The sequence below is a fragment of the Halostella salina genome, assembly GCF_003675855.1.
Taxonomy (GTDB): Archaea; Halobacteriota; Halobacteria; order Halobacteriales; family Natronoarchaeaceae; genus Halostella; species Halostella salina.
Genome location: NZ_RCIH01000009.1, coordinates 65,025 through 77,964, shown reverse-complemented (window position 1 = coordinate 77,964; position 12,940 = coordinate 65,025). Strand labels below are relative to the sequence as shown.

The 12,940-nt window shown below is 53.7% G+C and carries 16 protein-coding genes and 4 pseudogenes; 4 read left to right on the top strand and 16 right to left on the bottom strand.

The annotated features are described in order from the left end of the window. Positions 1–61: 61 nt before the first annotated feature. A complete protein-coding gene (locus tag D8896_RS19610) occupies positions 62–376 on the bottom strand; it encodes a hypothetical protein (protein ID WP_162991618.1) in 315 nt (104 codons plus the stop codon). A 509-nt stretch (positions 377–885) separates the two neighbouring features. Beyond that, complete coding sequence (locus D8896_RS19605) at positions 886–1,059, bottom strand: hypothetical protein (RefSeq protein ID WP_162991617.1); 174 nt, start codon at positions 1,057–1,059, stop codon at positions 886–888. Between the two features lie 506 nt (positions 1,060–1,565). Here D8896_RS19605 and D8896_RS16760 point away from each other — a divergent pair. Both D8896_RS16760 and D8896_RS16755 read left to right on the top strand, forming a co-directional pair. Next, on the top strand, positions 1,566–2,312 hold the full coding sequence (locus tag D8896_RS16760) for a hypothetical protein (protein WP_121823257.1): 747 nt from the start codon (positions 1,566–1,568) through the stop codon (positions 2,310–2,312). Positions 2,313–2,528: 216 nt separating this feature from the next. Beyond that, positions 2,529–3,785, top strand: a complete 1,257-nt coding sequence (locus D8896_RS16755) for an RNA-guided endonuclease InsQ/TnpB family protein (RefSeq protein WP_121823344.1) — start codon at positions 2,529–2,531, stop codon at positions 3,783–3,785. Positions 3,786–3,900: 115 nt separating this feature from the next. On the opposite strand, the gene D8896_RS20035 is transcribed toward D8896_RS16755, so the two are convergent. From D8896_RS20035 to D8896_RS16740, 4 genes and pseudogenes are all read right to left on the bottom strand, one after another. Next, positions 3,901–4,026, bottom strand: coding sequence for a hypothetical protein (locus tag D8896_RS20035; protein ID WP_259372655.1), 126 nt, complete (start codon positions 4,024–4,026; stop codon positions 3,901–3,903). An 89-nt stretch (positions 4,027–4,115) separates the two neighbouring features. Continuing rightward, positions 4,116–5,063, bottom strand: a complete 948-nt coding sequence (locus tag D8896_RS16750) for an ArdC-like ssDNA-binding domain-containing protein (protein WP_121823256.1) — start codon at positions 5,061–5,063, stop codon at positions 4,116–4,118. 87 nt (positions 5,064–5,150) lie between these two features. Further along, positions 5,151–5,498: a hypothetical protein gene (locus D8896_RS16745; RefSeq protein ID WP_121823255.1), complete on the bottom strand. Its 348-nt coding sequence runs from the start codon at positions 5,496–5,498 to the stop codon at positions 5,151–5,153. A gap of 70 nt (positions 5,499–5,568) precedes the next feature. Then, positions 5,569–5,874: pseudogene (locus D8896_RS16740) on the bottom strand (DUF6610 family protein); the annotation flags it as partial. A gap of 60 nt (positions 5,875–5,934) precedes the next feature. On the opposite strand from D8896_RS16740, the gene D8896_RS19600 reads away from it, so the two are divergent. Continuing rightward, a complete protein-coding gene (locus D8896_RS19600) occupies positions 5,935–6,339 on the top strand; it encodes a hypothetical protein (protein ID WP_162991616.1) in 405 nt (134 codons plus the stop codon). A gap of 781 nt (positions 6,340–7,120) precedes the next feature. Here the strand turns inward: D8896_RS19600 and D8896_RS16730 are convergent. From D8896_RS16730 to D8896_RS19585, 4 genes are all read right to left on the bottom strand, one after another. After that, on the bottom strand, positions 7,121–7,420 hold the full coding sequence (locus D8896_RS16730; protein WP_121823253.1) for a hypothetical protein: 300 nt from the start codon (positions 7,418–7,420) through the stop codon (positions 7,121–7,123). 242 nt (positions 7,421–7,662) lie between these two features. Then, the gene (locus tag D8896_RS19595; RefSeq protein WP_162991615.1) at positions 7,663–8,010 is read right to left on the bottom strand and encodes a hypothetical protein; all 348 of its coding nucleotides are present in this window, start codon (positions 8,008–8,010) and stop codon (positions 7,663–7,665) included. Positions 8,011–8,052: 42 nt separating this feature from the next. Continuing rightward, on the bottom strand, positions 8,053–8,556 hold the full coding sequence (locus tag D8896_RS19590; RefSeq protein ID WP_162991614.1) for a hypothetical protein: 504 nt from the start codon (positions 8,554–8,556) through the stop codon (positions 8,053–8,055). Positions 8,557–8,778: 222 nt separating this feature from the next. Further along, the gene (locus D8896_RS19585; RefSeq protein ID WP_162991613.1) at positions 8,779–9,222 is read right to left on the bottom strand and encodes a hypothetical protein; all 444 of its coding nucleotides are present in this window, start codon (positions 9,220–9,222) and stop codon (positions 8,779–8,781) included. Positions 9,223–9,487: 265 nt separating this feature from the next. On the opposite strand from D8896_RS19585, the gene D8896_RS16725 reads away from it, so the two are divergent. Then, a complete protein-coding gene (locus D8896_RS16725; RefSeq protein WP_205596868.1) occupies positions 9,488–10,045 on the top strand; it encodes a hypothetical protein in 558 nt (185 codons plus the stop codon). 313 nt (positions 10,046–10,358) lie between these two features. Here the strand turns inward: D8896_RS16725 and D8896_RS20170 are convergent. The 6 genes and pseudogenes from D8896_RS20170 to D8896_RS16690 form a co-directional block, all read right to left on the bottom strand. After that, positions 10,359–10,508 (bottom strand): annotated as a pseudogene (locus D8896_RS20170) (HNH endonuclease); the annotation flags it as partial. Continuing rightward, positions 10,508–10,936, bottom strand: a complete 429-nt coding sequence (locus D8896_RS16715) for a sigma-70 RNA polymerase sigma factor region 4 domain-containing protein (RefSeq protein ID WP_205596867.1) — start codon at positions 10,934–10,936, stop codon at positions 10,508–10,510. The gene D8896_RS16715 and the pseudogene D8896_RS20170, both read right to left, overlap by 1 nt. 128 nt (positions 10,937–11,064) lie before the next feature. Then, positions 11,065–11,328, bottom strand: a pseudogene (locus D8896_RS16710) (type II toxin-antitoxin system RelE family toxin). Then, on the bottom strand, positions 11,321–11,599 hold the full coding sequence (locus D8896_RS16705; RefSeq protein WP_121823251.1) for a ribbon-helix-helix domain-containing protein: 279 nt from the start codon (positions 11,597–11,599) through the stop codon (positions 11,321–11,323). The pseudogene D8896_RS16710 and the gene D8896_RS16705 overlap by 8 nt, the downstream one beginning before the upstream one ends. Before the next feature lie 49 nt (positions 11,600–11,648). Then, positions 11,649–11,828: pseudogene (locus D8896_RS20165) on the bottom strand (DUF6166 domain-containing protein); the annotation flags it as partial. Between the two features lie 587 nt (positions 11,829–12,415). Continuing rightward, entirely contained in the window at positions 12,416–12,745 is a 330-nt protein-coding gene (locus tag D8896_RS16690; RefSeq protein WP_240452056.1) for a hypothetical protein, read from the bottom strand. Between the last annotated feature and the right edge of the window lie 195 nt (positions 12,746–12,940).

Genomic DNA, 12,940 nt, shown 5'->3' with positions numbered 1-12,940 from the left:
TAATGCGAAAACGCCTAACTGATCTGGGGTTTTTGTGATGGACGTGTGGTCTTGATTACGATCATGATGAGAGGTCGACGGTGAATTCGTCGAGGATGTCTTGGCCGATCAGCGCGTTGGTGGTCTTCTGTTTCCGGTCGCTGAGACTGACCTCCACTATCTCTTCGAAGTCCTTGAACTCCACCCAGACTTTCGCGACTGGCCGTCGATCTTCGCCGTTCACAATCACGCTTGTTGTGACTGGGCCCGGCCCGACTCGAGCGGCGATCTTGTGATCAATTGTCGTACGTTGGGCTTGGGTGTCGATCTTGCAGGTGATGGTTGTCTTTCCAGTATGTCCCTTAAACGTGACCTCCTCAGTTCCAGCAAGTGCCATTGTGTCCAAGCCACTGATTCCGCCGCGCCAAATAAATAATTAGTACCTAGTCTAGTCGGTGAATCGTGATTACCGGGCGCTGGGGGCGATGAATTATGTCGAGACGACGATGCCTGATCGAACGGATCGTCGCCGTCGTCACGGCTCTCGAATGATACAGCCGGTTGAAATACAGATAGTAGGCGCTGATGGAGCAATTCAGTGTTTTGGTCAGTTCGGAGCCGCCGACCAGTCCAATGCAGAAAGTTCTTTTCTGCCAATATTAGTTCTTCCACACTCGGATACTAGCGGTGGGGATTCGGACCTGTTTGCCCCCGTCGAAGCATCGGTATCTGTCGACGCCGATCCAATATGCGGAGCAATTCTGGACCATTGAAAGTAACTAAGTATCCGATCTCGGCTTTGGGGTCAGCTTGGTCAACGGCCTTTCGGACGTCATTTACCCGCCAGCGCTGGGCTTGGGCGTTACGTGGGCTTTGCTCCCCTCATTTCTGTACTCTGCCCCTATATCATCCGAGAGCTACAAATGTAAGCGTATAACCAATAGCGGGGTATCCAACGATCCTCATTACTGCCTGAACTATCGACTTAGTCTCCCATTCGACGTATTCCCTGACGTAGACTAGCGCAATCGTGGCATAGATGGTAGCCATCGCCACTGTACTCTCAAGAACGAACTCCATCTTTAGTACACACACTACTCCGTGGGTTCTAATAGATGATGGCTGGTAATAGGGTCGTGTTCGGAGTAGCTGGTTCTACATCGAAGAGATGCTTGAAGCCGATCTCCAACGGTGTCTGTTCGTTCTTGCTGTAATAGATTACGGATCGATTGGTACGGTGTATTCGTCTTATCAGATGCACCTGGGCATCAAGCTTCATCGCCATCTCGGATTTGCCCCTCGCTCCGAGCAATCCACCTCGTAGAAATCGCTACCCTGAGGTGACGGGCGATTTCTGGCATACCCATCAGTGAGTCGCTATGGCTTACTCTTGATCCTCAGTGGAACAACGCAACACTTGGACTCATGCCATAACGGCCAATACAATGAACTCTCAATTCAAACAATGGTTTCCCGGACACACTCCCGGAGTGCAACGATTCGGTTTATTAGAATCAAAGGGGGGTATTTCACCCGTTGATTTTTTCTAAGTTAGCTGTATTTTCTGAATGAGGAGTTACGGACCAATGTCGAGGTATTTCAAACTTGGGAACACAGAGGAGGACACTATCACTCAATCCGATCTCTCTGTTCTGGACGACGAATTCTCTTCGCTGCTTGACCAGTGGGAGATCGATGCCCACGCATTCCCACGTCCGATAGTTGTCAACTTTGTTGACGACGTGGGAAAGTATTCCGACGGCGAAATATACCTCTCGAGCCCCCAAACTGCTCAGGCAAATATCCAACAGTTACGTAGCCGAGCCAGTCCATCGCATGAACGTATTGAACACATCTGGGAGAAGTATCGCCCACTACCGATGCATCAGGCCTGGGAGGAATTTGCACACCTACTTGGGGACCACATGCATGATGAGTGGTCGTTCCGCCAGCAATTCGAGAGCATCGATTTCAGTAGTCCGGAGAGTGCTGTTCCACAGTTCTTTTACACAAGAAGTAGAGAGGAACTATACGGCGCACTCGGAATCGTCGCCAACGATACCGTGCTGGCCTCGGACTTTATGGAAATAAACAAGCAACGTATCGAACGGAAGCGACGTCAGATCCCTTCCGACGACCTCGACTCTTTGGTCGTTGAAACACTCCCCGATCTTTGCTACGTAGCCGCGTTTAGATTCGCATTAGAGGTTGCTACTAACGAATGTGGAATTGGTGCCCGCTCTATTATTACTGGACAGGTTACTGAACCGACGATTCAAAAGCATCTACTGAACGTGGTCAGTGATGCGGATTTCCCGATTAGATTATTCTGACTTACTCCTCTTAGAATAATTTATATTCTGACTTAGAGAAAGCAAGATCAACTTTTCACCATCTTATAAAGAACAAGGAGAATACCCGCGCCTTTAGGCGCGGGATGAATCCGACACTCTGACCGCAATCCACCGACGCCCCTCCCGTCGGATATTCAGCGCCCGGTCGTTGGCTTTAATACGAACACTTCATAACTGATTATGTACCGCAGAACGATGCTGGAGACAACCCGCACCTACGTCGCACGCATCACGAACCACCAACAGGTTCGTGACGACCTCGACCAGTGCGGGTTCTCCGCCTCGAAACTGTGGAACGTCGGACACTACTACATCCAACAACGGTGGGATGACGACGGCGAGATACCCGACGAAGCCGAACTGAAATCGGAGTTGAAAGACCACGAACGCTACAATGACCTCCATTCTCAGTCAAGTCAGCGAGTTCTCGAAGAACTTGCTGAGGCGTTCATCGGCTGGTACAACTCCGACGACGACAACAATCCACCGGGCTACCGGAAACGTGGCGACCGACACCCTCGCTCCACCGTGACGTGGAAGAAACGAGCCATCAAGCACGACAACAAGCACGGCCAACTCCGTCTCTCGAAAGGCTTCAACCTGAAAGAGAGCCGGTCTGACTTCATCCTCGCAGAATACGAAACCCGTCCCGACGTAGAAGTCGAGAACATCCAGCAAGTGCGTGCCGTCTGGAACGGCGACGAGTGGGAACTCCACCTCGTCTGCAAGAAAGAATTTCCAGTCGAAGACGCACCGGGCGACAACACGGCGGGAATCGATCTCGGTATCAGCAACTACCTCGCCATCGACTACGAAGACGGCGAGAGTGAACTGTATCCGGGGAACACGCTGAAAGAGGACAAGCACTACTTCACCTGCGAGGAGTACCAGACCGAAGGTGAGAACGGGCCGTCGGAGCGTGCGAGGAAGGCTCGGCAGAAACTCTCCCGGCGCAAAGACCACTTCCTCCACACCCTCAGCAAACACATCGTGCAACGGTGTGTCGAAGAAGGCGTGGAGAAGATAGCGGTTGGCGACGTCAGTGACATCCGCGAGGATGAGAACGGAGACTCGCGGAACTGGGGTGCGTCGGGGAACAAGAAACTCCACGGATGGGAGTTCGACCGCTTCACGAATCTGCTCGAATACAAGGCCGAGGCACACGGTATCCTCGTTGATCGTGTAGACGAGGAGAACACGAGCAAGACGTGTTCGTGTTGTGGGCAGATTCGGGACTCGAATCGTGTGGAACGTGGTCTGTACGTCTGTTCGTTGTGCGAGACGACGATGAACGCCGACGTGAACGGTGCGGTGAACATTCGCAGAAAGATAACTCAGAGTCCCCCGTTGGGGGATATGAGTAACGGCTGGTTGGCACAGCCCGGAGTCTTCCTGTTCGACCGCGAGAGCGGACGGTTCACACCGAGAGAACAGGGAGACTGCAAACCGTAATATCCCAACGCTCGGGATTCCTCCGCCTTCAGGCGGAGGAGGATGTCAATCTCGTTGCCGTAGCCGACAGTAACACCGTCGATCGCTCTCTACGCGTGGTCTGTCCTTCACTTTGTCACCCGAGGATGGCGTACCGAAGGTACTTGTAGGGTTGATTGTCAAGCGTCCAAGCGATCTGGTCGTGCTGCTCGGCGACGTACTCGGCTTCCTCAAGAACCGCTGTGAGATAGTCGTCAGTCATGAGTCGACCGAGGTCAGACCGCGCCTCCGCCCCTCCGCGGGCGCAGAAAACTTAACCAACAGAGCGGAAGGGATCCGTCATTACGTTGGTTAACTGAGGGAGGACGGGGATTCGTCCTCGAGAACGTCGATGAGTTCCTCTGCCGTTCGACTAATCCGCCCGAGGCGCTCGCGAACGACCTCGGGATCGTCCGACTCCCACGCAGCGAGGTAGAACGCCGATCCGCTCGTGTCGAGCCCGCAGTAGCGCCCGACGACGTACGCGACGGCTTCGGCCTCGACCTCGCGTTTCGCCCGCTCGGTGTCGTCGTCGACGTCGAAGTGGAGCAGGGCGTGGGCGTACTCGTGAATCAGCGTCCGTGCGAGGTCGGCCTCGTTCGCCCGATCACGCACCTCTACGAGCGGTTGGACGTCGACGAGGCTCAACTGCTCACAGATACCCTTCGCCTCGCCGTGGGTCCAGTCTTCGTCGGGAACGATCCGAACCGTCACACCAAGTTCGTCGGCGGCTCCAGTCAGCCGACCGACGAGGTCGTCGGGGTCCCCGGTCGCTTCCGTGTCCAGGTCGGGAAGCGGCTCACCTTCGGTCTGGGAGACGTCGAACACCGGCGCAGGCTTGAACCCGACGAGGCCCTCCGACCACTTTTCAGGCGGTGTCTCGTCGTAGTCACAGTCGCTGTCCTCGTGGTAGCTTGGCGAGTTTTCGCACTCCGGGCACTGGTTGGTGATGATCGGCGCCCAGATCCAGATGGCCGACTCGCCCTCCTTTACGTGCCGGTCGAACTCCTCCTGCCACGTCCGGTAGCCCGCCACCCGGCTCGCCTCGGGACACTGCCGCTTGATGAGGAGCGTGTTCCGGTAGGAGTAGTCGTGGAAACGACTCTGGACATCGAGCCACTCTTGGAACTCTTCGCTGGCCTGCGCGTCGTCGACGCCGGCGACGAGGTCGTCGATCCACTGTTCGATGGTACTGTTCATCTCGTCTGATCGCGTGTCGGTCTGGTCGAAGGAGACCGACGAGTCACTGATCGTAGCCATTGTGTTCACCGAATCAAGTTCACAGCGACTGCGTCTGTTCAGACCGCGCCGCACCCCTCAGGGGCGTCCAAAAAACCGCTCTGTCGGTCAGCGGAGCTCGTGGCGTTCGTCCGCAAAGCCAACCGAGACGAGGTACTCGAGGAACTCGTCGAACCGCTCGACGTCACTGGGCGTGTCGGTCGCAAGATGACGCGCCCACTCGATGGCCCACTGGAAGGCGGGATCCGTACCGCCCTTGCCGTGAATGTACCACCACCGGGCCGCTTTGAGAACCACTATGGGATTCGTCGGCGGCTGCTCACCGGCGAGCCCACGGGTGATGGATTCGATTTCGTCGGGGACGTCGGCGGAATCGACCTCCCCTGATTGCGTGTTGTCGATATCGACCGGGATCTCGTCGATCGAGACGTTATCGGGACTCTGTTGTTGACTCACTGGAAGTCACTTCTGAGGGCTCTCGAAGGAGCCCTCGCCCTCTCTGGGGCACGAAAAACAGGTCGTGAAGTCACGCCGGCGGGAGGGAGACGCTCTGCTCGCCGGCGATCTCCTCCAGGTTGTTCCGATGACGGTGGCTAAAGTAGCACTCGTAACTGCAGTATCCACAGATTGCGCCGGTATCGTATTCGGCGACGTACGGGCCGCGGCGAGTTCGCCAGACGTTCGTCCCGTACTCGGTACAGGCGGCGTCCTCGAGATCGGCAGGACTCGGTCCCTCGTACTCGACGTTGAGCCCCTCGTTTTGCGGTGCCGTTTCGGACCAGACACCGTGGGCGTTCCAGAACTCGCGGACACGAGCGAGGCCTTGGCGCATAAAGAATGTCACTTGTTGGCACACATGTATATTTGTAGGTAGAATATAATATTGGTGCTGATGATCGAGCAGAATGACTCGGAATTGACCGTCCGAATCTACAAGCAACCAAGTATTACAGAGATATCTCGAGGTGATGGACCGAAGTTTGTCACAGCTGACGAAGTGATCATAGGGGAAGAGGAGTTCACAAAAACGTTTGAAATAGAAATGTCTGTTTCTCCCGGTACATATGATATCTCAATCCGGGATGAGAATTATATAAATCTGGCTAGTGAGATTACAATCCCTGAAACAAACTATAAAATAGAAAAAACATATTATCTGAATTCAAAGGAAGAAGAGGAGATTTTGTTGGAAAAGGAGACGAGAAGGAGGCTCGCCCAAATAAGAGATGACCATAACCTGGAAAACATAGCGGATGCATTAGAATTTGCCGTTGATTCGTGTTTAGATCATAGCTAAATTCAGAGGAGATCTGGATTGCAGATCTCTTGGATCAATGGCCATCACTTTTCATGCTGTCCCAGTTGAATTATCTATGGTGACGTTCTACCACGTGGATCGTACCGGCGAGCTTCAAGAAGGGTCAACGATGAGCTACATTTTCCAGGTCAGTTTAGTGAGAACCTTGTCGCCAGTTCACCGAAGTATAATACGGAAGTATTGCAAGAGTTATACCCAGAAGGATTATCGAGTCACGGTGCTTGATATGCTCAGGCAGGAATGATCACAGAGGACGTTGATCGATTAAATGAACGTTGGGAAGCGAGATCAGCCGTGTCGAAAGCGTATAATTCGGAAGAAGACGATATTTCTACTACAAATTTAACCCCGACTCCTGTTAGTTATGAGTTCATCTTTGAACTATATCGTTTGTTAGAATACGAGGACCAGAATTGAAGATTTCAAAGCTATTTTGGGTTTGAGAATTTAGACGATGCAAGAGAGTTCTCGTTATTAAATCGAGATTTGAGCTCTCAGATTGTCAAGATCGAATGCAGTAATTTTGATAAACGGGATATGGAGTTGGTGAAAATTGGAGCATTTTGGTCATATATTTAGCCATGGCGAAAAGTATTGGAGTGGCGAAGGATCGGATGATCCGGATTGGGTGGTAATTGTGGAGCCGCCAATTAAAGTTATGGAAAACGTGGATTGAATATTATATAGATTTGAGAAGCAAATCTAGGATTGGTACAGAAACTACTAATTCTAATCAGGATAGACAATGCGTGAACTCTTCTCAAACTATATCGTATTTTTCAAAGATTGCACTGTAATCGATCTCGTCTTCATCAAGGATGCGAAAACCGCCCAAATCCATACACCGACTGCACGGCCACCTATGCCCAGCTGAAACCTTCACCTCGGGAAGAACTTTGTAGATGATGCTCTCACCGCGGCTCTCTTGAGCCTCTTTGTACTGGAGTCCACAATAGGAATTCGTGTCGTTCGCCATTGCGTGGAAGTGGTCGCCGTCCGGTGTGATCCCCACTTCTTGTTCTGGATCAATGGCCTCGCCCGGCGGCAGATTTGTAGGCATTGGTCTTGTATATCCAAGCTATTGGTATCAGTTTTTGGGAGATGTGGGAAGCACCGCTGCTACACGTTCCTGTCCTCCCCGTCAAGTATTTCGACAACTCTCTTGTCGCTTACTCTGGGTACACGTAGTCTTTTAATATGTCAGAGTGCCATTAAATTCTGCCATCAGATCTAGATCATAAAGCTTCGCTTTTTTATCTTTTGAGTGCTGACAACCTGTGAAACAGCAGGATTGCACAGCAGCTAATAGCCATTGCCATCTTCATAATCTTTCCAAGCAAGCTCCTCAAAATCCCCGCGATAATAGTAAGATGCCTCACCCCGAAGCTTCTCCATATCTGCCTCTTCAAACAAGGCTTCTACCATGAAATGTGCAACGCAATCACTTTCCGCCTGTACGGTCAGATACCGGAACGGAATACTTCGTGCTGCTAATAGAGAACCAAGTACCGCGGCTAGTTCCACGGCGTCACCTTCTATCGTGTGGTCAAGGATATAATCTGTTCTCCAGAGATCGCTTGTAGATTTGTAGTCGGCTTTCAGGTTGCTGAACTGGGTGTATGAACGAAACATCAGGGAAGTGGTTTCCAAACTGTGATGCGTACTGCAAATCAGAGACGAAGCTGAAATATATTATTTTGTCTTGAACTCCGATCTAAATTCGTCGTCAAAACTATCGTCAAATGACACCTCAAACTTGACCGAAATACCGTTCTCTTCTCTATCGATGGAACTCGGTGAAGCCGAGTCGTAGTCCACAAACGGAACAGAACTGAGCGGGGATGTATCTGGGGTTATCACTTCCTCTGGAAGAGGTTCTATTTTCTTAGGTCGGAAATCCCCAAATGTGACGTTATCTACGTGGTTTACCACGGGATCTGGGAGTGGGTCTGCTACAGGGTCAGGTAGACCGTCATTGAGGTCAACGGAGAGTCCATTATCGAATCCCGAGTTGCGAAGCTGGTCCTGCTGGGTATAGAGAGCAGCTTTTCTCTCTTGCTCCCGCCAATCCAGTTCTTTCTTCAGTGCTCTTTGTGCTCGAGGGCCGGCGTCGTATGCTGCAGGGAGATTGAGTGCTTTCTGGATTTCCAACTCGTCCATCAACCCTATTTCCCGCTTCATTTGGTGGTCGGGCATAGACCCGAACTTGGGCTGTGGAATCCGCATTATGGGTTAATCCCGTGTATAGGAAGTTGCGAACGTTGCGCTGCAGTTTTGGCACGATGTAGTTGATGTGCCGGTTCCACTGCAGTATCTGCTCTTTTTCTTCACGTCATATAGCTTGGCGTCACGCGGAATCGATGCGTTCGCTTCTTTTCCGCAGTACGGGCACACCACATTCACAACTGCCATTGCTGGTTAAGAACTGGTAGTGTATTGGTAAATAATTACTGCCGGTGCTCTAATGTTCAGGCCACCTTTCAGTTTGCTGATGTTGTTACTGCCAGTGGTTTCTGGCCTCTTGGATGTGCTGCTGCCAGAGCTCCTTTCGATCTGACATTTTTCAGGGATGTTGTTTGTCTGGTTTCGAGCTGCTTCGATCATGTTGAAGTATTTCTCTCCGACCATGGGTGGATCTCGGGATTGGACAACCACAGCTGGAGGTGGAGGGTTTCCGAGTTCGTCCTCGTGGAGCCCAAGCGTTCCTAGAACTCGTGACTGATGCGCTGTGAACACTCCTGTCTCTTCAGCAGTCTCCATATAGGTTGTATACCGCTCCTTCTGAACGATTTTGGTAAGATACGGTTTGATGTCGTTGAGTTTGTCGACCAGTTTCTCGAATTCAGTATACGGGTTTGTCATCCTCTCTCTTCGACCACGATTTGGTGGATAATATCTGAGTCTATGCGTATTCCTTGGTCCATACAGCTTGTTACTATATAGCAAGGTGGTAACATTGGGGTAAGTAGGACAAGAGGCACGTTTCCTGCTGCATACTGGAGTAGAGGTCCTCCGGGGGCCTCTGAACTTTTCGTTGATTTCCTTCTCAACTGCTCCGTTGAATCCGGTGACGGCGAGCGGATAGCATCGCTCTGAAGGTAAGAGCGAAGTAGAGAGTGAGTGTACCATGCCACTCTTCAGCTTCGTTAAACAAGCAGTATCGCTCGTTCAAAAGCGCTGTGCTGCCAGCCCCACGGCGGTGGTGAGTGACCTGGTTGGCAACGGATTTGCCGGCTGGAAGCATCTCACGTTGCATTTTCTCCGTGTCCACATGGATGCCACCTACCGCGAAATTGTCGGTTGGGCGAGTGAGATGGATCGGGTTCGCGCCCTCTTGCAGTTGGCCCGAACCGAGTTTCCGGCACCTTCGACGCTGTGGCGGTCGTTCGAGCGGGTGCCCACCCGTGTCTGGCAACAACTAATTGCCCGGTCAGCGTCTGCCTATGATTCCGGCGAGCATGGCGCTGTGGATGCCAGGTTCTTCGATCGACAAGCAGCATCCAGCCATTACAATGACTGCTCGGATCGCCACATACGGACGCTGAAAACGACGGTACTGGTCGATACGGACTCGTGTGTCGTCCTCGACCTGCACTGTTCGGCACACTGCCCCCACGATACACAGGTGGGCCGTCGAGTCGCGTTACGCAACATCGAGAAGATTGGGAGTCTCGCCGGCGAGTGACGCCCTCTGAGGTGCCGAGTTGATCTGCGATATCAGTAAGCGTCTGTTTCTCCTCTACGTATAGTCCCTTCAGTAGCTCTTCATCGTCCCACGGTCCACTATTGCCTACCATCTTCCGCACGCCGGCAAGCCGTTCTTCGATCTCGTGCCGACGGAACCACGTCGCAATCGTTCGTCGATGACAGCCGGTCCGATCTGCGATTTCGGCCTGCGTGAGTTCCTCACCATGATACATTTCACGCAACCGCTCCGCATCTCGATACGGTTGCGCATCGAAACGACGTTCGCCAACGTCTTTTCCGTGGATGTCGCCGTGGCAGCCCGGGCAGAGTGTTGTGAGGTTGTCCACATTATGAACGCCACCGTCGGATAGTGGTGTCTTGCAATAGACGTGTGCGACAGATACCTCTGGTTCACCGATGTGGCCGACTGCTACCCCCGCACGACTGACACTCCCAGTCATCACGACGTAGTGCTTTGTCGCGTTCTCGCTGATAGACAGAAGAGCCGCGGTGAACTCTTTCGCTCATTTTCGTTCCCTTTGGTTGATCCCGTAATTTGGTTAACGGTGGCTAAGTGGTCCGCGACAGCGTCGAACCCGCACTCTGCGACCATTACGAGCCGGTGAATCCCGACGGAGTCTGTGGTTCCACGATAGTTCGAGGCGCAGATGATGTAGCCACGGTCTGTGAACACGGCGGGATGCCGTCGCTGGTTCGGAGCCGCCTCGCGTGCGTCCCGACGAGGGATGTCGAACTTCTGTATCCACTTCGAGACTGTCTGTTGTGTACAGCCCAGTTCGTCCGCGATCTTGACCGTGCTCAACTCTTGTTTCCAGTAGAGTTCGTAGAGGCGCGATTCGTCTCGCCAGGGGTACTCTGAATCGGTCATAGCTCGATGACGGGGAGTGGAACCCCCCCGCGCCCCTATCGGGGGCAATAAACACTACCGACCGGAATCGTACTTGAATTTCAGATCGGATTCGTCACCGACCGGAGCAGCTCCGTAAGTAGGATAGGTTACGGCGGGAGGTGGCGATCGTAGATATTCCGCCGATGCCCAACCGCCTCGACGATGAGGATATCCTCGTCTCAATCTCACGTGATGATCGCACGGTAGTCGCCGGCGCGGAGCTTGTAGTACGGATAGCCGCTGAGTTTTTCGAGGCGATGGGAGGCCCAGTCTTTCGCCTCGTCGAATTTCTTGACCAGTCGCTCTTTGGCTTCGGTGTCGAGTCCCTCAAGCAAGTCGAGTGCTTTCGGTGTCCACTCGACCTCAGTCATCGATTCCCAGCCGGTCCTTCACGTCGTCCTGCGATACCGTCTCGCCCTGCTCGCGCTGTTTGCGGCTCTCAGCCAGATGCTCGAGTGCTTCCTCAGACAGCTGGGTCGGCGGGTTGACGGCATCCCGAAGTGCATCGCGAATAAATTCGGACTTGTTCGCGTATCCCCGTTCCTCCCAGACCTCGTCAATCTGTGCCAGCAGCGACTGTGGCACCCGGACGTTGATCTTCTCCATTTCTCCGTCGCCGCCGGCGTCACTGTCGGTGCTCATATGCTGTGATACGTCTGTATCACGTAAGTAGCTTCGGTTGACTCACTGTACTGTGGTTGACCAGATCGAGACTTCGATCCGGAGTGAGACGCTGGTGTTCGGCGAGATTCAGAACGACGGCGTGGCCGTCGACGCGAAAGCCGACGTATTCGACGGAGTCGTCGCGACGGTTAGCAAGTGCTTCTGCCTGGACTTCGTTCGACGTGGGGCGTCGTGCCTTTCCGTTCATCAGTACGTCGCGGGGTGGTGACCCCCGCACCCCTCTCGGGGGTACAAAAACCAGGCCATCACAACCCCGCCGGTAGGCTTTTCATGGTGCTCTTCGCAGTCGATTCCGTCACGTTTTCTCGCAGTCCCGGGTACGGCTCTCGCCTGCTAATCGCCCGGTAGAGACGTGACTAAATCCGTTCAGTTTGTTGACCGTTGCTCCCGCGTGGCTGCGGGAGGACGGGACAGCACAACTATGTACACCGACGGAATCTCACCGATGGCACCGCTCGCACCGCTTGTCGATCGTATGCGCGACCTCGCGTTAGAAGAACTACCAGGGCCGCGAACGTGCAAGATACGTCTCTGGGACGATGGGACCTTTGACGTCGTTATCTATCATGGGATGGGTGACGACGAACGACAGTGGCTTCGCTATGAACGTACGACCGGGGAGATTCTGTGGGAGTATGTCCGTGGTGCCCGAATGAAGTCAGAGTCCCTGACGGGGAACGAAACGATCCACGAACCCGTCTATGAGGAGTCCGAGGTTCGGGCCGTGGCTACCGTGGAGCCACCGTATCGGTAACGTTTGGGAATCGTTTGGTCCTACTGAGACGCTGCGGGGAACTCGAAACCACCAGTCTGGTTGAGCGACTCTTCGGAGTCATCTGCCCCAGATTGGGCTGTCTCGCGAGCGGCCTCCAGTTCCTCGCGGCGATCGTCGGCGCTCTGGTGGATGCTGATGTCGTATTTCTCACAGAGCGCTCGCTCGACCGCGAACGTCATCTCGTCGAAATCGACCGTTGTGATGTCGACGTCCTCGGGTGAGGGCGTTTCATCAGCGATGTCGATGTCCCGCGACCAGATATCGGCCGAAATGTCGCTGGTCGGGAGTCGCCACTCGTCGCCCTCGAGTTCTTCACGCAGGTACTGCACGAACTCCTCTCACCCTGCCGGTGTCCCAGGCCTCGTGGTCGCGTCGGGGGCTGGCGGGGCCGGGAATTCGATGGTCGACGGGCGGTGTCTGGACTGCGTCCGGTTTGCCGAGTGCTCGCACTCGCGGCCCCGGTTGGTCGGGGACCGACGTACATCGGCTTTTGCGCTTGACTTCGCTCCGTGACGACCTCCCGA

Excerpts from the sequence above, each read along its gene's own strand:
- D8896_RS16760 (WP_121823257.1), top strand. The coding sequence starts at position 1,566 with ATGTCGAGGTATTTCAAACTTGGGAACACAGAGGAGGACACTATCACT.
- D8896_RS19585 (WP_162991613.1), bottom strand. The coding sequence starts at position 9,222 with ATGACAAACCCGTATACTGAATTCGAGAAACTGGTCGACAAACTCAAC.
- D8896_RS16725 (WP_205596868.1), top strand. The coding sequence starts at position 9,488 with ATGCCACTCTTCAGCTTCGTTAAACAAGCAGTATCGCTCGTTCAAAAG.
- D8896_RS20035 (WP_259372655.1), bottom strand. The coding sequence starts at position 4,026 with ATGACTGACGACTATCTCACAGCGGTTCTTGAGGAAGCCGAGTACGTC.
- D8896_RS19610 (WP_162991618.1), bottom strand. The coding sequence starts at position 376 with ATGGCACTTGCTGGAACTGAGGAGGTCACGTTTAAGGGACATACTGGA.
- D8896_RS19605 (WP_162991617.1), bottom strand. The coding sequence starts at position 1,059 with ATGGAGTTCGTTCTTGAGAGTACAGTGGCGATGGCTACCATCTATGCC.
- D8896_RS19600 (WP_162991616.1), top strand. The coding sequence starts at position 5,935 with ATGATCGAGCAGAATGACTCGGAATTGACCGTCCGAATCTACAAGCAA.
- D8896_RS19590 (WP_162991614.1), bottom strand. The coding sequence starts at position 8,556 with ATGCCCGACCACCAAATGAAGCGGGAAATAGGGTTGATGGACGAGTTG.
- D8896_RS16730 (WP_121823253.1), bottom strand. The coding sequence starts at position 7,420 with ATGCCTACAAATCTGCCGCCGGGCGAGGCCATTGATCCAGAACAAGAA.
- D8896_RS16715 (WP_205596867.1), bottom strand. The coding sequence starts at position 10,936 with ATGACCGATTCAGAGTACCCCTGGCGAGACGAATCGCGCCTCTACGAA.
- D8896_RS16755 (WP_121823344.1), top strand. The coding sequence starts at position 2,529 with ATGCTGGAGACAACCCGCACCTACGTCGCACGCATCACGAACCACCAA.
- D8896_RS16750 (WP_121823256.1), bottom strand. The coding sequence starts at position 5,063 with ATGGCTACGATCAGTGACTCGTCGGTCTCCTTCGACCAGACCGACACG.
- D8896_RS16705 (WP_121823251.1), bottom strand. The coding sequence starts at position 11,599 with ATGAGCACCGACAGTGACGCCGGCGGCGACGGAGAAATGGAGAAGATC.